The sequence below is a fragment of the Streptomyces sp. NPDC007907 genome, from assembly GCF_042959365.1.
Taxonomy (GTDB): Bacteria; Actinomycetota; Actinomycetes; order Streptomycetales; family Streptomycetaceae; genus Streptomyces; species Streptomyces indiaensis.
Window position 1 is genome coordinate 85652 of record NZ_JBIBKR010000008.1, and the last position, 19118, is coordinate 104769.

Sequence of the window (19118 nt, forward strand, 5' to 3'; positions counted from 1 at the left end):
AGAGGGCACGGCAGGACCCTGGGAGTTTTGAGTGCCGTGGCCGGGAGGAGGGTTCCCCGGCCACGGGTGCCGAAAGGGTGAGCGTCAGAGGTTGGTGAGGTCCTCGGGGATCTTCGCCTCGCAGCCGTCCCTGAGGATCGTCGCCTCGATCAGGCCGTAGGGGCGGTCGGCGGCGTAGTACACCTCGTTGTCGTTCTTCAGCCCGAACGGCTCCAGGTCGACCAGGAAGTGGTGCTTGTTCGGGAGGGAGAAGCGGACCTCGTCGATCTCGCTGCGGTTGTTGATGATCCGCGCGCCCATCTGGTACAGCGTCTGCTGCAGCGAGAGGGAGTAGGTCTCGGCGAAGGCCTGGAGCATGTGCTTCCTGACCTGCTCGTAGGACTTCTCCCAGTTCGGCATGCGCTGCTCGTCGTCGGTCCAGTTGAACCGCCAGCGGCCGGAGACCTCGGTGGCCAGGATGCGGTCGTAGGCCTCCTTCAGCGTCGTGTACCTGTCCTTGACGTAGCCCCAGAACTCGGAGTTGGTCGAGTTCATCACGACCAGGTCCTTGAGGCCGGAGACGACCTCCCACGACGAGCCGTCGTAGGTGATCTGGGTCAGCCGGACCTCCTGGCCCTTGCGGACGAAGGAGTGCTTGACCTCGTCGGCGCCGATGAACTGCGAGGTGGCGTCGGAGGCCTCGATCCGCTCCCAGGCGTACTCCTCGATGCGGATCCGGGCCCGGCGGATCGGCTCCTGGCTGGTGACGAAGTGCCGGGCCAGGTGGATGCCGAACTGCTCGGCCGACTCGATGCCGTGCTCCTTGGCGAACGCGTAGACCGTGTTCTTGGTGGTGTCGGTCGGCAGGACGTTGGCGTTCGAGCCGGAGTAGTGGACCTCGTCCATGTCGCCGCTCAGCGCGACGGAGACGTTGAGGTCCTTGATGTGGTGGGTGGCGCCGTCCCGCGTGATCTTGACGACTCGGTTCTCGGCCTTGCCGTACTGGTTCTGTCCCAGAATGGTGGGCATCTCTAGCTAGCTCCCTCGGTATACGGAGTAGCCGAACGGGTTGAGCAGCAGCGGTACGTGGTAGTGCTCACCGGCCTCGACGGCGAAGGTGATGGCCACCTCTGGAAAGAACGCACCGCTGTCCCGGTTCGCGGGGGCGTCCTGCTGCGCATCGGCTTGCTTCTTCGCAGATTCTTCGAGGTACGGCTCCACCGCGAAGTCGAGCCGTACGTGGGTGGTGCCCTCCGGCAGCGCCGGGAGGTCCTTGCACCGGCCGTCCGCGTCGGTGGCGGAGCCGCCGAGCTCCTGCCAGGCCGCCTCGCGGCCCGCGCGGGCGGAGAGGCGGACGGCGACGCCTTCGGCGGGCCGGCCGACGCTGGTGTCCAGGATGTGCGTGGACACGGAGGCGGTGGTGCTGGTGCTCATGGGGTCAGGCTTCCTCTTCGACGAGTCGGGCGAGGCGGATGCGGTTGATCTTCCCCAGTTCGGTGCGGACGATCTCCCGCTCCTGCTCCGGTGTGTTGCCGATCCGCTCCCTGACCGCGTCGCGCATCTGTTCACCGGTCCGGCCGGTGGCGCAGATCAGGAAGACATGGCCGAACTTCTCCTGGTAGGCGAGGTTCAGCTCCAGCATCTCCGCCTTGAGCGCGTCGGAGGCGCCGGCCATGCCGCGCTGTTCCCGTGCCGAGGTGGGGTCACCGGGCCGGGGGCGGCCGATGGGCGGGTGGCCGGCCATCGCCTCGTCGAGGTCCGCGGCCGTCAGGCCGGCCATGGCGGCGTCGCTCGCGGCGTACAGGTCCTCGCAGGTGGCGTAGGGGCGGGCGGCCAGCAGGCGCTTCGCCCACGCCGTGGCGGCGCACACCTCGTGGAGGGCGGCGTGGGCCGCGTGCTCCTCGAGGGTGTTGAACCGGGTCAGGCCCGGCGGCGTGGAAGTGGACGTCACGGGAGCCTCCGTGGCCGGATTCGGCCTTCGTGCTGAACGGGCGTGCCGACAGCTAACGCCCTCCCGCGACAGCACGTCAACAGTTTGTTGAAAATTCTGTGGCGCGAAACCGGACCGAAACGTCCGGCGCCGGTCAGGCCCCCTTCTCGCGGTTGAGGTAGTTGTAGACGGTGAAGCGGCTGACGCCGAGGGCGCTCGCCACCGTCTCCACCCCGTGCCGGACGGAGAAGGCGCCGCGCGCCTCGAGTATCCGCACGACTTCCTGCTTGGCCCTGCGGTCGAGGTCGGCCAGCGGCATCCCCTTGCGGCGCTCCATGGCGGCCAGGATGTGATCGAGGGAGTCGGCGAGCTGCGGCAACCGTACGGCGACGGCGTCCCTGCCCTCCCAGGCCAGGACGACGTCGTCGGGGCCGGCCTCGTCGGGCGGGATCATCTCGCCGCCCATCGCGTCGACCAGGGGTTTCACGGCCGCGATGAACGGCTCGTCCCCGCCGCCGCTCACGCCCCTCCCTCCTCGACCACGTTGATCTGGAGCGAGACGCGGGTGGCGCCGGCCTTCAGGGTCTTGCGGAGCAGGGTGTCCACGGCGGTGAGCACCGCGTCGGCACCGCCCTCCGCGGTGTTGCCGAACGGGCCCACGTCCACGGCGTCCAGCTCGGCGGCCTCCACGACCTCGCGGGCCACCACCGCGTGCGCGGGCGCCTCGTCCAGGTCGAACGGCTCGGTCGTGAACTCCACTCTCAGTCGCACGCGCTCAACCTAACGCGCGGGGCGGACTTTCCGGCAGCCCCTCTTGACAGCCCTCGCGCCCCACAGGCAATCTTCCGTTAAGCAGAAATGAGATTCCACGATACGGAAATAGCGCGGAAGCGCAGCAGAGACAAGGAAGGGAGCGCCGCCCCCGATGGGATTCGCAGACCAGCGCTTCAACGTCAACCTGTCGATCCTCTTCACGGAGCTCCCCCTCCTGGAGCGCCCCGCGGCCGCCGCCGCGGCGGGCTTCACCGCGGTCGAGCTGTGGTGGCCCTGGGTCGACTCACCCGTCCCCGAGCGGTCCCGGCTCGACGCCCTCAAGCGCGCGATCGAGGACGCCGGCGTCAGGCTCACCGGCCTGAACTTCTACGCCGGACAGCTCCCGGGCCCGGACCGCGGCGCCCTGTCGGTCCCCGGCGAGGAGTCGGAGCGGTTCCGCGCCAACATCGACGTGACCGCCGACTTCGCCGCCTCCCTGGGCTGCACGGCGCTCAACGCCCTGTACGGCAACCGCGTCGAGGGCGTGGACCCGGCCGAGCAGGACGCGCTCGCGCTGGAGAACCTGGCCCTGGCGGCCCGGGCCGCCGACCGGATCGGCGCGATCCTGCTGATCGAGGCGTTGAACAAGCCCGAGTCGCCGCTGTACCCGCTGGTGTCCGCGCCCGCCGCCGTCGAGGTCGTCGACAAGGTCAACGAGGCGACGGGGCTCGGCAACGCACGCTTCCTCATGGACCTCTACCACCTGTCGATGAACGGCGAGGACCTGCCGGCGGTGATCGAGCGGTTCGCGGCTGCGACCGGGCACGTCCAGATCGCCGACAACCCGGGCCGCGGCGCGCCCGGCACGGGCTCGCTGCCCCTCGAAGACCTCCTCGACCAGCTGAACAAGGCGGGTTACGACGGCTGGGTCGGCCTCGAGTACAAGCCGGGCGACCGCCCGAGCGCCGAGGCCTTCGGCTGGCTGTCCCGCTGACCCCGTACCCGAAAGGCACCCATCATGAGCACACTCCCCAAGGTCGCCTGGATCGGACTCGGCATCATGGGCTCCCCCATGTCCGAGAACCTGATCAAGGCGGGTTACCAGGTCACCGGCTACACACTGGAGCAGGACAAGCTGGACCGCCTGGCCGCCGCCGGTGGCACCGCGGCCGGCTCGATCGCCGAGGCCGTCGAGGACGCCGACGTCGTCATCACGATGGTCCCGGCCTCCCCGCAGGTCGAGGCGATCGCCTACGGCCCCGACGGCATCCTGGAGAACGCGCGGTCCGGCGCGCTGCTGATCGACATGTCCTCGATCACCCCGCAGACCTCGGTCGACCTGGCGAAGGCGGCGGCCGACCAGGGCATCCGCGTCCTGGACGCCCCGGTGTCCGGCGGCGAGGCCGGTGCGATCGAGGCCGTGCTGTCGATCATGGTGGGCGGTGAGCAGGCGGACTTCGCCGAGGCCGAGCCGATCTTCCAGGCGCTCGGCAAGACCGTCGTGCTGTGCGGTCCGCACGGCTCCGGCCAGACCGTGAAGGCCGCCAACCAGCTGATCGTCGCCGTGAACATCCAGGCGTGCGCCGAGGCAGTGGTCTTCCTGGAGAAGTCCGGCGTGGACCTGAAGGCCGCCCTGGACGTCCTGGGCGGCGGACTCGCCGGCTCGACCGTGCTGACCCGCAAGAAGGACAACTTCCTCGGCCGGGACTTCAAGCCGGGCTTCCGGATCGACCTGCACCACAAGGACATGGGCATCGTCACCGACGCCGCCCGCAACGTCGGCGCGGCCCTGCCGGTCGGTGCCGTGGTCGCCCAGCTGGTCGCGAGCCTGCGTGCGCAGGGCGACGGCGGCCTGGATCACTCGGCGCTGCTGCGGGCCGTGGAGCGGCTCTCCGGCGCCCGGCTCTGACCCTCCGCAGACCCTCGTGACCCGGGGGTCCCCCGATCCCCGGGCGGCGCCGCCGCTGACACCTGTCCTGTCGCGCCCAAAGCGGCGGCGCCGCCCGGAACCAGCCATGCCCACCGCTTCAACAAACTGTTGACGCTCCGCTCGCCCCGACCCTAGGCTCCACAAAGCGGAAAACTGTTTCCGCTGCCCTCTCGTACGGAAGGTCACGATGTCGCAGCGCGTGCTCACCACCGAGTCCGGCGCCCCCGTCGCCGACAACCAGAACTCCGCCACCGCCGGTGTCGGCGGCCCGCTCCTGCTCCAGGACCAGCATCTGCTGGAGAAGCTGGCGCGCTTCAACCGTGAGCGCATCCCGGAGCGCGTGGTGCACGCCCGCGGCTCGGGTGCCTACGGCCACTTCGAAGTGACCGACGACGTCACGGACTTCACCCACGCCGACTTCCTCAGCGAGGTCGGCCGGCGCACCGAGGTGTTCGTGCGCTTCTCGACCGTGGCCGACTCGCTCGGCGGCGCGGACGCGGTGCGCGACCCCCGCGGCTTCGCGGTGAAGTTCTACACCGGGGAAGGCAATTACGACCTCGTCGGGAACAACACCCCGGTGTTCTTCATCAAGGACCCGGTCAAGTTCCCCGACTTCATCCACTCCCAGAAGCGCGATCCGTTCACGGGCCGTCAGGAGCCGGACAACGTCTGGGACTTCTGGGCGCACTCCCCCGAGGCCACGCACCAGGTGACCTGGCTGATGGGCGACCGCGGCATCCCGGCCTCGTACCGGCACATGAACGGCTACGGCTCGCACACCTACCAGTGGACCAACAGCCGGGGCGAGGCCTTCTTCGTCAAGTACCACTTCAAGACCAACCAGGGCATCCGCTCCCTGAGCAGCGAGCAGGCCGCCGAAATCGCGGGCAAGGACCCCGACTCGCACCAGACGGACCTGCTCCAGGCGATCGAGCGGGGTGTGCACCCGTCCTGGACGCTCCACGTGCAGCTGATGCCGGCGGCGGAGGCGGCGGACTACCGCTTCAACCCGTTCGACCTGACCAAGGTGTGGCCGCACGCGGACTACCCGCTCCGGCGCGTGGGCAGGCTCGTGCTGGACCGCAACCCGGACAACGTCTTCGCGGAGGTCGAGCAGGCCGCGTTCTCTCCGAACAACTTCGTGCCGGGCATCGGTCCCTCTCCCGACAAGATGCTCCAGGGCCGGCTGTTCGCCTACGCGGACGCCCACCGCTACCGCCTGGGCGTCAACCACACGCTGCTGGCCGTCAACGCGCCGAAGGCCACGACCGCGCGGAACTACGGCCGGGACGGCCTCATGGCGTCCAACCCACAGGGCCGGTACGCCAAGAACTACGAGCCGAACTCCTACGACGGCCCCGTCGAGACCGGCCGCCCGCTGTCGGCGCCGCTGGCGGTCTCCGGCCACACCGGCACCCATGAGGCGCCCGCGCACACCAAGGACGACGACTTCTTCCAGGCGGGCGAGCTGTACCGGCTGATGTCCGCCGAGGAGCGGTCCCGTCTGATCGCGAACATCGCGGGGGGCCTGTCCCGGGTCTCCCGCGACGACGTGATCGAGAAGAACCTCGCGCACTTCCACGCCGCCGACCCCGAGTACGGGCGGCGCGTGCAGGAGGCGGTCCACGCCCTGCGCGAGGACTGAACTCCCTGACCGTGTCCGACCGCCCGGGGAGGCCCGGATGAGGGGTGGTCCCCCGGGCACGGACACGGCCAGGGCGCGGACCGCGGCGGCGTGCGAGCCAGTGCGGTGGTGAAGGGCCCGGACCGGCTTCTCGACCTGAGGGAAGCCGGCCCCGGAGCCCGTCGCACCCGCCGCGGTCCCAGCACCACCCATCCCTCTCCCCCGACACCGTCCGGCGGCGCGAACGTCCTGTCGCGCCCAGCCTCGCACCGCCGGGCGGCCCAGCCCTCCCAGGGTGCGGAACCGTCCCGTTCGCAGCAGCCTGAAGGCATGGCACCTCCCACCGAGCAACCGCACGTCGTGGTCCACGCTCCCGCCCTGGACGGCTCCCGCCGGGTCACCCTGGGCGAGGAGCCGCTGGGCGTCGCCACCCACACGGACGACGTCGCCGAGATCCTGCGCCTGGCCGACCTGTACGTCACCGACGTCGCGGAGAGCGACCTCGTCGAGTGGCAGGGCGGCGGGCCGGACGACTGGCCGGGGCTGTCGGAGCACCACGAGGCGTGAGTGCGTCTACAGCACCGGTCGTACAGCCCGTACGGCACCCTCACCTTCACCTCTGAACCCGGCCCCGGGGGCTTCAACCGCCCCCGGGGCCGGGCACATTCCCGTCACAGGGCCCTTCGGCACGTGGGGCGGCGGGCCCGGTACGGGGGTGAAGCCACGAGCGACGGTACGGCGGCCCGGCCGGAGCCGCACGAGATCCCACTGCCGACATCCGCCTCGCGGTGGCCCTCATACGGCTGCTGCTGGTCGCCCCGCACGGCGAGGCGGCCCTGCGCCTGCTGATGCCCCGCTTCGCCCTGCGGACGGGCCTGATCCGCCGGGCGGACGTGGGCGGAGCGACCCTCCTCAAGGATTCGCCGCGCGGCAGAAACCGCGGGGGCGGGGGTCACCACTACTGCGGTACCGGCGGGGGTGGCTGCGGTGGCAGCGGAAGCTGACCCCGTGCGCGCGTGAGCGGCCTGGCGCGGGGAGGCGGTCCGGGCGGCGCCCGAGCGGTGCGTGCGGGGGCGGTCATGCGCGAGGACGCGACCCGGTAGGCACGTACCAGCAGGGGAGCGGCCCGCCCTCACGCACACGCCGGAGGGGCGGCCCGTCCACGATGGACGGGCCGCCCCTCTGCTGCCCTGTGCGTCAGACCTTCAGCGTCCTGATGGACGTGGGCGCGTGGCCCGGCTCCGTGGCGAGTTCCTCGAACTCCACGACGTTGCCGATGTCGTTGGTCGCCGACATGGAGATGTTGGTGACGCGTTCCAGGATCGCCTCGACGACGACCGGGACCCGGTACTCCGCGGCCAGCTTCCTGGCCTGTTCGAAGGCCGCACCCAGGTCGGCCGGGTCGGTGACGCGGATCGCCTTGCAGCCGAGGCCCTCGGCGACCTTGACGTGGTCGACGCCGTAGACGCCGAGCTCCGGCGAGTTGAGGTTCTCGAACTCCAGGTTGACCTGGAAGTCGATCTCGAACGCCCGCTGCGCCTGGCGGATCAGGCCCAGGTAGGAGTTGTTCACCAGGACGTGGACGTACGGGATCCGGTGCTGCGCGCCGACCGCCAGTTCCTCCAGCATGAACTGGAAGTCGTAGTCGCCGGAGAGGGCGACGACCGAGGCCTCCGGGTCGGCCTTGGCCACGCCCAGCGCGGCCGGGATGGTCCAGCCGAGCGGGCCGGCCTGGCCGCAGTTGATCCAGTGGCGGGGCCGGTACACGTGCAGCATCTGCGCGCCGGCGATCTGCGACAGGCCGATCGTGGAGACGTACCGGGTCTCCGGGCCGAAGGCCTTGTTCATCTCCTCGTAGACACGCTGCGGCTTGATCGGGATGTCGTCGAAGTGCGTGCGGCGCTGGAGGGTCGCCTTGCGCTCCTGCGCGGACGCGGCCCACGCGGAGCGGTCGGGCAGCCTGCCCGCCGCCTTCAGCTCACGTGCCACCTCGACGAACAGCCCCAGCGCGGCCTTGGCGTCGGAGGCGATCCCGTAGTCCGGGGCGAAGATCCTGCCGATCTGGGTGGGCTCGATGTCGACGTGGACGAACGTCCGCCCGGCCGTGTAGACGTCGAGCTTGCCGGTGTGGCGGTTGGCCCAGCGGTTGCCGATGCCGAGGACGAAGTCGGACTCCAGGAAGGTCGCGTTGCCGTAGCGGTGCGAGGTCTGCAGGCCGACCATGCCGGCGTTCAGCTCGTGGTCGTCGGGCAGCAGGCCCCAGCCCATCAGGGTCGGGACGACCGGAGTGCCGGTCAGCTCGGCGAACTCGACGAGGAGTTCGGCCGCGTCGGCGTTGACGATGCCGCCGCCCGCGACGATCAGCGGCCGCTCGGACGCGATCAGCATCCCGATCGCCTTCTCGATCTGGGCCCGGGTCGCGGCGGGCTTGTAGACCGGGAGCGGCTCGTACGTCTCCGCGTCGAACTCGATCTCCGTCAGCTGCACGTCGATCGGCAGATCGATGAGGACCGGGCCGGGGCGGCCGGAGCGCATCAGGTGGAACGCCTGCTGGAAGACGCCCGGGACCTGCGCGGCCTCCAGCACCGTGACGGCCATCTTGGTGACCGGCTTGGCGATGGAGGCGATGTCGACGGCCTGGAAGTCCTCCTTGTGGATCACGGCGGTCGGGGCCTGGCCCGTGATGCACAGGATCGGGATGGAGTCGCCGGTCGCGGAGTACAGGCCCGTGATCATGTCGGTGCCGGCCGGGCCCGAGGTGCCGATGCAGACGCCGATGTTGCCCGGGTGGGTGCGGGTGTAGCCCTCGGCCATGTGCGAGGCACCCTCGACGTGCCGGGCGAGGGTGTGGGCGATGCCGCCGGAGGCCTTGAGCGCCGCGTAGAACGGGTTGATCGCCGCGCCGGGGACACCGAACGCGTCGGTGACGCCCTCGCGCTTGAGGATCTCAACTGCTGCGCGGGCAGCGGTCATTCGAGCCATCGAGTACTCCTGCTTCGGCTGTCGGATTCGCACTCCCGTCGCGCCCCGCGGTGAGCTCTTCCGTATGGCGGAAATTGTTTTCTACGATCTGGAATTAATGTAGGTGGGGCGAGCGAGGGGCGTCAAGAGACGGAAAGCGCCGGACAGGGCGGGGCCGGAGGGAGCACGATGGGCCCGCCGTCCCGATACGACACGGTTCTGGAGTGCCATGGCCGAGACCGCCTCGGTGCGCTGCCCGGCCTGCCGCCGCGAGCACCGCTACACGACACCGGCGTACCCGTGCGTGTGCGGCGCACCGGTCGCCCCGCGCCTGGACCGGGGCGGCGCGGCGACGCCCGTCTCGCACCGGGTTTGGCAGGACGACTGGGTGGCGGTGCGGTGCGCCTCGTGCGGGCGGCGCGGTGAATGGCCGCGCCCGGAGGTGGGGTGCGCGTGCGGGGTGGTGCTGCGGGTTGCGGTGGTGGAGGACGGGGAGAGTGCCGCCGACGGTGACGGCACGCCCGGTGCGGAGGTCGCGCCGGCCCCGGAGACCGACACGGTCCGGCCCGCCGCCCCGGCCGCGCGGCCCCCTTTCCCCTCCGTCACGATCCGTACGGCGCGCGACGCCGTCACGGCCACCGCCCTGTACCTGCGCTGGCTCGGCTACCGGGGTGTCCGCAGGGCCGACCAGCGTCCGCCCTCCGGCATAGGTCTGGCCGCCCGCGGTGTCGTCGCGCAGGTGGACCCGGCCGTACGCCCGGCGACCCTGCGGGACGTCGAGTGCCTGTGGCTCACGGCCATGACGGAGTCCGTGGAGGGCGTCTACTTCTCCCTCGCCGGGTACGCGGACGACGCCCGGGCCCGCGCGGACGCCCTGGGCGTCGCCCTGTTCGTGCTCGACCTCACCGGCACACCGCGGCCGGTGAACGCCCCGGCCGACGCCCTGGCCGCATCCGGAACCGGGAACCGGGCCCCCTGACCACGCCCGCGCCCCGCATACTCACCGCATGCGCATCCGCCCCGCGACCCCGGCCGAACTCCCCGCCCTGCAGGACATCGAACGGGCCGCCGGTGCCCCCTTCCGCGACCTCGGCATGCCGGAGATCGCCGACGACGAACCGCCGACCGCGGACGTCCTGGAGCGCTACCGGCGGGCGGGCCGCTGCTGGGTCGCCGCCGACGGGCGGGACCGGCCGGTCGCCTACCTCCTGGCCGAACCCGTCGACGGCGCCCTGCACATCGAGCAGGTCTCGGTCCACCCGCGTGCCGCGCGCCAGGGCATCGGCCGCGCCCTGCTGGCCCACGCCGCCGACCGCGCCCGCGAGGAGGGCCTGACCGCCCTGACGCTGACCACCTTCACGGAGGTCCCGTGGAACGCCCCGTACTACGCCCGCCTCGGATTCCGGCCCATGGCCGAGGCGGACCTCACGCCCGGCCTCCGCGAGATCCGCGCGGCGGAGGCGGCACACGGCCTGGACCTCTGGCCACGGGTGTGTATGCGTGCCTCGTTGTGACCGGCGCGCCGCTCAGCCGTCGGCGAACCTCTCGCGCAGCTCCACCTTGCGGACCTTCCCGGACACCGTCATCGGGAAGGAGTCGAGGATCCGCACCCGGGCCGGGACCTTGTAGTGCGCCAACTGCCCCTCGCAGAAGGCCCGGAGCTCCTCCAGCGTCGGCGGGTCGGCCGGGTCGCGGGCGATGACGCAGGCCAGGACCTCCTCGCCGTAGTGCTCGTGCGGGACGCCGACGACCTGGACGTCCTGGATCTTCGGGTGGCCGTAGAGGAACTCCTCGATCTCGCGGGGGTAGATGTTCTCCCCGCCCCGGATGATCATGTCCTTGATGCGGCCGACGATCTCGACGTAGCCGTCCTCGCGCATGACGGCGAGGTCGCCCGTGTGCATCCAGCGGCCCGCGTCGACGGACTCGGCGGTCTTCTCCGGCTCGTTCCAGTAGCCGAGCATCACGCTGTAGCCGCGGGTGCACAACTCCCCCGCGCTGCCGCGCGGTCGGGTGACGCCCGTCGCCGGGTCGACGACCTTGACCTCGATGTGCGGCAGGACCCGGCCGACCGTGCCGGTGCGGTGCTCCAGGTCGTCGTCCCTGCGGGTCTGCAGCGACACCGGGGACGTCTCGGTCATGCCGTAGCAGATGGACACCTCCGCCATGTGCATCTCCGCGACCACCCGTTTCATCACCTCCACGGGGCAGGGCGAGCCCGCCATGATGCCGGTGCGCAGGGAGGAGAGGTCGTAGGAGGCGAAGTCGGGGAGGTTCAGCTCCGCGATGAACATGGTCGGGACGCCGTAGAGGGACGTGCAGCGCTCCTGCTGGACCGCGTCCAGGGTCGCCTTCGGGTCGAAGGAGGGGGCCGGGATGACCATGCAGGCGCCGTGCGAAGAGGCGGCCAGATTCCCCATGACCATGCCGAAGCAGTGGTAGAAGGGGACAGGGATGCAGATCCTGTCCTGCTCGGTGTAGGCGATCGACTCACCCACGAAGAAGCCGTTGTTGAGGATGTTGTGGTGGGAGAGGGTCGCGCCCTTCGGGAAGCCCGTGGTGCCCGAGGTGTACTGGATGTTGATCGGGTCGTCGCAGGAGAGCTCCTCGTACGTGGCGTCGGGGGTCGCCCTCGCGAGCAGCGCCTCCCAGCCCGGGTCACCGAAGTGGACCACCTCCCGCAACTGCGGGATGCCGCCGCGGACCTGCTCGACCATCGCCCGGTAGTCGCTCGTCTTGTGGCCGAGGGAGGCGAACAGCAGGGACACGCCCGCCTGCTTCAGGACGTACTCCACCTCGTGGGTGCGGTACGCCGGGTTGATGTTCACCATGATCGCGCCGATGCGGGCGGTGGCGTACTGGACGAGCACCCACTCGGGACAGTTGACCGCCCAGATGCCCACCCGGTCGCCCTTGGTGACGCCGCAGGCGTGCAGCGCGGAGGCGAGTTCGTCGACCGCCGCGCCGAACTCGGCGTACGTCCAGCGCCGTCCGGACGGCACGTCGACCAGGACCTCGCGGTCCGGCCAGGCCGCCACGGCCCGGTCCAGGTTGGCGCCGATGGTGTCCCCGAGCAGCGCCGTCGCGCCGGTGCCGTGGCTGTAGGAGTTCACCGGAAGTCCTCCTCGCGGTACTCGGCGTCCGAGCCGGCCGCCGTGGCCTCACGCAGCTCGATCCGGCGGATCTTGCCGGAGACGGTCTTGGGCAGGTCGCCGAACTCCAGCCGGCGGATGCGCTTGTAGGGGGCCAGGGCCTCGCGGGAGTGCTCGAAGAGGACCTTGGCGGTGTCGGGGCCGGGCTGCCAGCCCTCGGCCAGCACGACGTACGCCTTGGGAACGGCCAGCCGCAGCTCGTCCGGGGCGGGCACGACCGCCGCCTCGGCGACCGCCTCGTGCTCCAGCAGCGCGCTCTCCAGCTCGAACGGGCTGATCTTGTAGTCGGAGGCCTTGAAGACGTCGTCGCTGCGGCCGATGTACGTCAGATAGCCCTCGTCGTCCCTGGAGGCCACGTCGCCCGTGCGGTAGTAGCCGCCGGCCATCGCCTCGGCCGTGCGGTCGGCGTCGCCGTGGTAGCCGGTCATCAGGCCGACGGGGCGGTCGGACAGGTCCAGCGCGATCTCGCCCTCCGCCGCGCCCGGCGCGCCGGACACGGGATCGAGGAGTTCGACGCGGTAACCGGGGCTCGGCCGGCCCATCGAGCCGGTCTTGAGCGGCTGGCCGGGGCTGTTGGCGACCTGGACGGCCGTCTCGGTCTGGCCGAAACCATCGCGGATGGTGATGTTCCAGGCGCGGCGGACCTGCTCGATGACCTCCGGGTTGAGCGGCTCGCCGGCCGCGACGACCTCGCGGGGCGGGGTGCGCAGTTGCGTCAGGTCGGCCTGGATCAGCATGCGCCACACGGTGGGCGGGGCGCAGAAGGTGGTGACGCCCGCCCGGTCCATCTCGGTCATGAGACGGACGGCGTCGAAACGCGTGTAGTTGTGCAGGAAGACCGTCGCCTCGGCGTTCCACGGGGCGAACAGGTTGGACCAGGCGTGCTTGGCCCAGCCGGGTGAGGAGATGTTCAGGTGCACGTCGCCGGGTTGCAGCCCGATCCAGTACATGGTCGACAGATGGCCGATCGGGTACGACGTGTGGGTGTGCTCGACGAGCTTGGGCCGGGCGGTGGTGCCCGAGGTGAAGTACAGCATCAGCGGGTCGTCGGCCCGGGTCGGGCCGTCGGGGGCGAAGTCCGCCGAGGCGCCGTGGGCGTCGTCCAGCGGCAGCCAGCCCGGCGGCACGGTACCGGCCTCGCCCGCGGCGATGCGGGTGTAGTCGCCGGGGACCTCGGCGAACTTGCCGGTGTCCGCCACGCGCGCGATGACGTGCCGCACCCGGCCGCGCTCGACGCGGTCGCGCAGGTCGGCCGGGCCCAGCAACGGCGTGGCCGGGATGACCACCGCGCGCAGTTTCATCGCGGCGAGGGCGGTGATCCACAGTTCGGCCTGGTTGCCGAGCATGACGAGGATCCGGTCCTCGGCGCGCACGCCCTGCTCCCGCAGCCACGTGGCGAACTGCGCCGACCGCACCGACATCTCCGCGAAGGACAGCCGGGTCTCGCCGCCGTCCTCCTCGACGAGGTGCAGGGCGGTGCGGGCGTTGCCGCAGGCGATCTCGTCGAACCAGTCGAGCGCCCAGTTGAAGTACTCGGGGCGGGGCCAGCGGAAGCCCTCGTAGGCGGTCGGGTAGTCCTCGCGGTGTTCGAGCAGGAAATCCCGCGCGTCGCGGAACAGCTCCGTCGCCGATGTCATCTGTCCTCCTGGGTGCCGGACCATTGCCGGGCGGCTCTGAGCCATCGTGTAATCCGTGATGCAGGTCTCACTACCCCCGAACGGGGGGTGCGCCCGCACAGGAGCCGTAGTGAAGGGGCGATCAGGTGACGACGGACGCGTCCGACGCGGTCGAGATACGCGATGCGCTGCTGCGGCTGCGCCGGGGAACCGGCCTGCCCGTCGCCTTCGGCGGCCTGATGGAGGCCGGGCAGCGGATGCGCATCAGCGAACTGAGCGGCACGGCGACGCACGCCCTGCGGTCGCTGGTGGTGACGTCCGGTACCGGTCTGGGCGGCAAGACGGTCGCGCTGGCCCGGCCGTGCGTGGTGACCGACTACTCGGCGTCGCGGCAGATCAGCCACGAGTACGACGCCCCGGTCGGCGCGGAGGGGCTGCGTTCGGTGCTGGCCGTGCCGGTGGTGGTGCGGCACCGGGTGCGCGGGGTGCTGTACGGGGCGCTGCGCACCGCCCTGCCGCTGGGCGGGCGGATGCTGGACGCGGCCGTGGAGGCGGCGCAGGACGTGGAGCGGGCGCTGGTGGTCCGGGACGAGGCCCGCACCCTGACCGCCGCGGCCGGGGCGGGCCCGGGGTGGGAGCGGGTGCGCGAGGCGCACGCGGCCCTGCGGGCGCTGGCCACGCGGATCGCGGACCCGGAACTGCGCGCGGAGCTGCTCGGCGCGTGTGCGCTGCTGACGGACGAGTCGGCCGGGCCGCCCCGGGTCCGGCTCGCGCCGCGCGAGGTGGACGTGCTGGCGTGCGTGGCGGCGGGGGCGACGAATGCGGTCGCCGCGGAGCGGCTGGGCGTGACGCCGGAGACCGTCAAGGGGTATCTGCGGTCGGCCATGCGGAAGCTGCGGGCCCGTACCCGCGGCGAGGCCGTGGTCGCCGCGCGCCGAGCGGGGTGGTTGCCGTAGGTTTGGGGTGTTTTCCGTGATGCGTGTACGAGCGCTGCGCCGAGGGGTCCCCGCGAGGGCGCCGGCCCCGTCTTCCGGGGCATTCGGGAGTCCGGAGAATTCTCCAGCCGTCACATGTTGTTATTTCCCTCACGAGGCCGTCCCTCCGAAATTCAAAGAACTGTTGCCTAATATTGGCCAGGACACGACACAGGGAGGGGAGCGGTGACCGCACGACGGGACTTCCAGGAGCCTCCCAGAAGCCGCCCCGACCAGGTCATCGGCCGGGAGGAGCTGTTCGCCTCGGCGCGTGAACAGCTCGGCCGAGGGGGCAGTGTGCTGCTCCACGGCCCGGCCGGAATTGGAAAGTCGACCGTCCTGCGGGCGCTGGCCGCGGATTACGGTGGTCCGGACCGGACGGTGTTGCGCTGCTCGGCGACCGAGTCGGAATCCCACCTGCCGTTCCTGGCGCTGGCCGATCTGTTCGGGCTGGTCCTGGACGACGTGTCCGGTGCGCTGCCCGGCGCCCAGCGCACCGCCCTGGAGTCGGCGCTCACCGGCCGCGGCGAGTCCACGCTCCAGCGCGACGGGCTCGCGCTGCGTCTCGCGGTGCTGTCGGCGCTGCGCGCCCTGGCCGCGAAGGGCCCGGTGCTCGTGGTCGCCGACGATCTGCAGTGGCTGGACGCCGCCAGTGCGGAACTGCTCGGCTTCGCGGCCCGCCGGCTGGGTGACACGCCCGTGCAGATGCTGTGCGCTGTGCGGACCGAGGGCCAGGAGTACGACCGCCACCTGCCCGCGTCCCCGCCGGACACGCTCGCCGTGCGGCTGGGCCCGCTGAACCGCACGCAGGTCTCCACGCTGCTCGACCACCGCGGCTACACCCCTCTGTCCCGGTCCACGATCCGCGACATCCACCGCACCAGCGGCGGCAACCCGCTCTTCGCGCTGGAGCTGGGCCGGGCCCTGGCCGAGAGCCCCGCCCGGCCGCGCCCGGGCGAACCGCTGCCGGTGCCCACCTCGCTGCGGGCCCTGGTGCTGAGCCGGCTGGAGATGCTGTCCGACGAGGCACGCCGCACCCTCCTGGTGGCCAGCGCCGGTGCCCGTCCCACCGTGGCGCTGCTGCACGCGGCCGGGCGGGAGCACGCCGAGGCCGAGACGGCCCAGGCGGCGGCCCTGGGACTGCTGGCCACGGACACGGAGGCGCCGGCCCTGCGGTTCGCGCATCCGCTGATCTCGGCCGCCCTCTACGCGGAGGCCCCGGCGCAGGAGCGGCGGGCGGTGCACGCCGCGCTGTCCACGGCGGCCTCCGACCCCATCGAGCGGGCCCGCCACCTGGCCCTGGCGACCACCGGCACCGACCCGGAGGTCGCCACCCGGCTCGCCGAGGCCGGTGCGCTGGCCCGGGACCGCGGGGCCCCGTCCGTCGCCGCCTCGCTCGGACTGCTGTCCGCCCGGCACACCCCGGCCGACAGCACCCCCGGCCCCGACGAGCGGCGTCTACAGGCCGCGGAGGACGCGATCACCGCCGGTGAGGCCGATCTCGCCCGGGACATCGCACGCGACGTACTGACGCGTGCCACCGTGCCGGCCGAGCGGGTCCGGGCCTGGATGGTGGTCATCGAGGCGGCCGGCCAGGCCCTCGGCGAGGTCGACGCCGTCTTCCCGCAGGTCCTGGCCGACGCGGGCGACGACCCGTGCCTGCTCGCCCAGGTCCACTACCAGCTGGCCTGGCGCGGTCTGGTCGTCGAGGGCGACTTCGCCGAGGCCCGGCAGGAGGCCGCGCACGCGGCGGAGCTGGCCGCACGGGGTGGGGACCGGCGCACCGAGCTCATGGCACTGTCCTTCCAGGCCTCCACCGAGACCCTGATGGGCCACCCGGACGCCCCCGTGACCGTGAAACGGGCCCTCAAGGAGCCCCAGGACCCCTACGTGGCCTGCCACCACAACGGTGCCGGGTCGGCCCGGTTCCGCTGGCTGATCATGAGCGACCAGCTGCCCGAGGCGCGGGCGACCATCACCGCGCTGCTGCGCGAGGTGCGGCGGCGCGGCATGGTCGAGAGCGAGGTGCACTTCCTGCGCTTCCTCGCCGACACCGAGCTGCGCTCCGGGCACTGCGGACGGGCCCTGGACCTGGCCCGTGAGAGTCTGCGGCTGGCCCGGGACTCCGGGATAGGCGAAGGCGCCTCCGCCATGCTCGCCTCCCTCGCGGAGGCCTCGGCCGGGGACGTCGAGCGGGCCCTGGCCCTGGCCCGGGAGGCGGCGGACCACGCGGAGGTCGACGGCGACCAGATGTACCTGTCCCGGGCCCTCGCGGCGCTGGGCTACGCCCAGTTGGTGGCCGGCGACCCGGCCGCCACCGTCCGTTCGCTGCGCCGGGTGCGGGAGCTGGAGCAGGGCCTCGGCATCAACGACCCCGGGCGCGGCCGCTGGCACGGCGACCTCGCCGAGGCCCTGGTCCGCATCGGCGAGCCGGGAGAGGCCCAGGACGTCATCGACACCACCCGGACGCACGCGCTGCGGCTGGGCCGGCAGAGCGTCCTGGCCGTCCTGGACCGGGCCGAGGCGCTGGTGCGGGCGGCACGGGGAGACCACGAGGCCGCCGTCGCCCGGCTGACGTCCGTGCAGGACCGGCTCGGTCGGCTCGGCTACGGCCTGGAGGAGGCGCGGGCCGCCTTCGCCCTGGCCCGCCTGCGCGCCCAGGCGGCCGCCTCCCCCCGCCCGGGGGCCAGGCCCCTGCCGGGAGGACCCGCGTCGTACGACGAGGCCGCACGGCTGTTCCGGCGCTGCCGCGCGCTGCCCTGGCTGCGGCAGGTCGACGCGGCCGCCACCGCGGGACCCACGGCGGTGGCACCGGCCGCCACCGCGCCGCCCGCCGCCCTGGACGCGCTGGAGGGCCTCGCCGCGATGGAGCGTCAGGTCGCCTCGCTGGTGATGGAGGGCGCGACCAACCGGGAGATCGCGGCCCGTCTGTTCATCAGCGTCAAGACGGTCGAGGCGACCCTCACCCGGGTCTACCGCAAGCTCGGGATCCGCTCCCGGGTTGACATCGTCCGGCTGGCCGCGGGCCGCCGCCCGAGCTGACCCACCTGGGTTTACGGGACCTGACCGAGGGTTATCCCTGCCCAACTCCCTTAGGGGGTTCCCTCATTGGGGGCGCTCCCCGTGGGGCTCTAGCTTGGGGGCGTGCCGCTCGCCGGGCACACGGAGATCCGAACAATGGCGTCAGGGTCCCCGTGCTCCACCACCCGCGCGACCCCCCACCGGCAACTCCCCAAGGAGACCCATGTTCGGGCTCAACGCTGCCAGGAAGCTCGCCGCCGTCGCCGCGGCGACCGCTGCCGCCGCCACGACCGCGCTGCTCGCCGCCCCCTCGGCCGTCGCCGCACCCCAGCCGATCGTCGGGGGCACCACGACGACGACGTCCGCGTACCCGTTCGTCATGCAGATCACGGACGCCTCGCAGAACCAGTTCTGCGGCGGCACGCTGGTCTCGCCGACGAAGGTCGTCACCGCCGCGCACTGCATGGTCGGCGAGTCCACGAGCAGCGTGCGCGTCGTCGGCGGCCGCACCTACCTCAACGGCACCAACGGCACGGTCAGCAGAGTCAGCAGAATATGGATCCACCCGAGCTACACCGACGTCTCCCGCGGCGACGACGTGGCCGTGCTGACGCTGTCGACGTCCATGCCGTACACCCCGGCGAAGTACGTCTCCGCCTCCCAGACCTCGGCGTACGCGGCCGGCACCACCGCCCGCATCCTCGGCTGGGGCACCACCGCCTCGAACGGCAGCTCCTCCAACCAGCTGCGCACCGCGACCGTACCGACCGTGTCCGACTCCAGTTGCGGAAGCTCCTACGGCTCCGACTACGTGAAGAGCGACATGGTGTGCGCCGGATACACCTCCGGTGGCGTGGACACCTGCCAGGGCGACAGCGGCGGCCCCCTGCTCATCGGGGGCGTCCTGGCAGGCATCACTTCCTGGGGCGAAGGCTGCGCCCAGGCCGGCTACCCGGGCGTCTACACCCGGCTGACCACCTTCTCCAACCTGGTCACGACGCAGGTCAACTCCTGACCGCACACTGACTCCTGAGTACCCCTCAGGTGCAAGACCAGGGGGGGGGGGGGGGGGGGGGGGGGGGGGGGGGGCCCGCCCCCCCCCCCCCCCCCCCCGCCCCCGCCCCCCCCCCCCGCCCCCCCCGCCCCCGCCCCCCCCCGGGGCGGGGGGGGCGGGGGGA

Annotated in this window: 18 protein-coding genes; 10 read left to right on the forward strand and 8 right to left on the reverse strand. The window is 72.1% G+C overall.

Annotation, left to right across the window (positions count from 1 at the left end; all coding sequences use genetic code 11):
- Window positions 1-84 precede the first annotated feature (84 nt).
- The 5 genes from pucL to ACFZDI_RS29970 all read right to left on the reverse strand — a co-directional run bounded on the left by pucL (window position 85) and on the right by ACFZDI_RS29970 (window position 2680).
- Window positions 85-1008, reverse strand: coding sequence for a factor-independent urate hydroxylase (gene pucL, locus ACFZDI_RS29950; RefSeq protein ID WP_234845708.1), 924 nt, complete (start codon window positions 1006-1008; stop codon window positions 85-87).
- 6 nt (window positions 1009-1014) lie between these two features.
- Window positions 1015-1413, reverse strand: a complete 399-nt coding sequence (gene uraH, locus ACFZDI_RS29955; RefSeq protein ID WP_361110290.1) for a hydroxyisourate hydrolase — start codon at window positions 1411-1413, stop codon at window positions 1015-1017.
- 4 nt (window positions 1414-1417) lie between these two features.
- Window positions 1418-1930, reverse strand: coding sequence for a 2-oxo-4-hydroxy-4-carboxy-5-ureidoimidazoline decarboxylase (gene uraD / locus ACFZDI_RS29960; RefSeq protein ID WP_234845710.1), 513 nt, complete (start codon window positions 1928-1930; stop codon window positions 1418-1420).
- A gap of 133 nt (window positions 1931-2063) precedes the next feature.
- Entirely contained in the window at window positions 2064-2432 is a 369-nt protein-coding gene (locus tag ACFZDI_RS29965) for a helix-turn-helix domain-containing protein (RefSeq protein ID WP_234845711.1), read from the reverse strand.
- Complete coding sequence (locus tag ACFZDI_RS29970) at window positions 2429-2680, reverse strand: thiamine-binding protein (protein WP_234845712.1); 252 nt, start codon at window positions 2678-2680, stop codon at window positions 2429-2431. The genes ACFZDI_RS29965 and ACFZDI_RS29970 overlap by 4 nt, the downstream gene beginning before the upstream one ends.
- A 154-nt stretch (window positions 2681-2834) precedes the next feature.
- Here ACFZDI_RS29970 and ACFZDI_RS29975 point away from each other — a divergent pair, with 154 nt between their 5' ends.
- From ACFZDI_RS29975 to ACFZDI_RS29995, 5 genes are all read left to right on the forward strand, one after another.
- Window positions 2835-3656 carry a TIM barrel protein gene (locus tag ACFZDI_RS29975; RefSeq protein ID WP_234845713.1) on the forward strand — a complete coding sequence of 274 codons (822 nt, stop codon included), beginning with the start codon at window positions 2835-2837 and terminating at the stop codon, window positions 3654-3656.
- 24 nt (window positions 3657-3680) lie between these two features.
- Window positions 3681-4571 carry a 2-hydroxy-3-oxopropionate reductase gene (locus ACFZDI_RS29980; RefSeq protein WP_391254661.1) on the forward strand — a complete coding sequence of 297 codons (891 nt, stop codon included), beginning with the start codon at window positions 3681-3683 and terminating at the stop codon, window positions 4569-4571.
- A gap of 208 nt (window positions 4572-4779) precedes the next feature.
- Entirely contained in the window at window positions 4780-6237 is a 1458-nt protein-coding gene (locus tag ACFZDI_RS29985) for a catalase (protein WP_391254664.1), read from the forward strand.
- A 309-nt stretch (window positions 6238-6546) separates the two neighbouring features.
- Window positions 6547-6783: a hypothetical protein gene (locus ACFZDI_RS29990; protein WP_167526512.1), complete on the forward strand. Its 237-nt coding sequence runs from the start codon at window positions 6547-6549 to the stop codon at window positions 6781-6783.
- Between the two features lie 221 nt (window positions 6784-7004).
- Complete coding sequence (locus ACFZDI_RS29995; RefSeq protein ID WP_234845716.1) at window positions 7005-7220, forward strand: hypothetical protein; 216 nt, start codon at window positions 7005-7007, stop codon at window positions 7218-7220.
- A gap of 193 nt (window positions 7221-7413) precedes the next feature.
- Here the strand turns inward: ACFZDI_RS29995 and gcl are convergent, their stop codons facing one another.
- Complete coding sequence (gene gcl, locus ACFZDI_RS30000) at window positions 7414-9198, reverse strand: glyoxylate carboligase (RefSeq protein ID WP_391254666.1); 1785 nt, start codon at window positions 9196-9198, stop codon at window positions 7414-7416.
- Between the two features lie 208 nt (window positions 9199-9406).
- Between gcl and ACFZDI_RS30005 the strand changes: the two genes are divergently transcribed.
- On the forward strand, window positions 9407-10156 hold the full coding sequence (locus ACFZDI_RS30005; RefSeq protein WP_234845718.1) for a hypothetical protein: 750 nt from the start codon (window positions 9407-9409) through the stop codon (window positions 10154-10156).
- A gap of 28 nt (window positions 10157-10184) precedes the next feature.
- Window positions 10185-10691: a GNAT family N-acetyltransferase gene (locus tag ACFZDI_RS30010; protein ID WP_361110268.1), complete on the forward strand. Its 507-nt coding sequence runs from the start codon at window positions 10185-10187 to the stop codon at window positions 10689-10691.
- Window positions 10692-10703: 12 nt separating this feature from the next.
- On the opposite strand, the gene ACFZDI_RS30015 is transcribed toward ACFZDI_RS30010, so the two are convergent.
- Together ACFZDI_RS30015 and ACFZDI_RS30020 are read right to left on the reverse strand one after the other, a co-directional pair.
- On the reverse strand, window positions 10704-12290 hold the full coding sequence (locus ACFZDI_RS30015; RefSeq protein WP_391254670.1) for an AMP-binding protein: 1587 nt from the start codon (window positions 12288-12290) through the stop codon (window positions 10704-10706).
- Window positions 12287-13966, reverse strand: a complete 1680-nt coding sequence (locus ACFZDI_RS30020; RefSeq protein WP_391254672.1) for an AMP-binding protein — start codon at window positions 13964-13966, stop codon at window positions 12287-12289. Before ACFZDI_RS30020 ends, ACFZDI_RS30015 begins: the two co-directional genes overlap by 4 nt.
- Window positions 13967-14091: 125 nt before the next feature.
- Between ACFZDI_RS30020 and ACFZDI_RS30025 the strand changes: the two genes are divergently transcribed.
- The 3 genes from ACFZDI_RS30025 (at window position 14092) to ACFZDI_RS30035 (ending at window position 18955) form a co-directional block, all read left to right on the forward strand.
- Entirely contained in the window at window positions 14092-14901 is an 810-nt protein-coding gene (locus ACFZDI_RS30025; protein WP_391254675.1) for a LuxR C-terminal-related transcriptional regulator, read from the forward strand.
- 204 nt (window positions 14902-15105) lie between these two features.
- The gene (locus ACFZDI_RS30030; protein WP_234845723.1) at window positions 15106-17961 is read left to right on the forward strand and encodes a LuxR family transcriptional regulator; all 2856 of its coding nucleotides are present in this window, start codon (window positions 15106-15108) and stop codon (window positions 17959-17961) included.
- 202 nt (window positions 17962-18163) lie between these two features.
- Window positions 18164-18955, forward strand: a complete 792-nt coding sequence (locus ACFZDI_RS30035; protein ID WP_234845724.1) for a trypsin-like serine protease — start codon at window positions 18164-18166, stop codon at window positions 18953-18955.
- The last annotated feature ends 163 nt before the right edge of the window (window positions 18956-19118 follow it).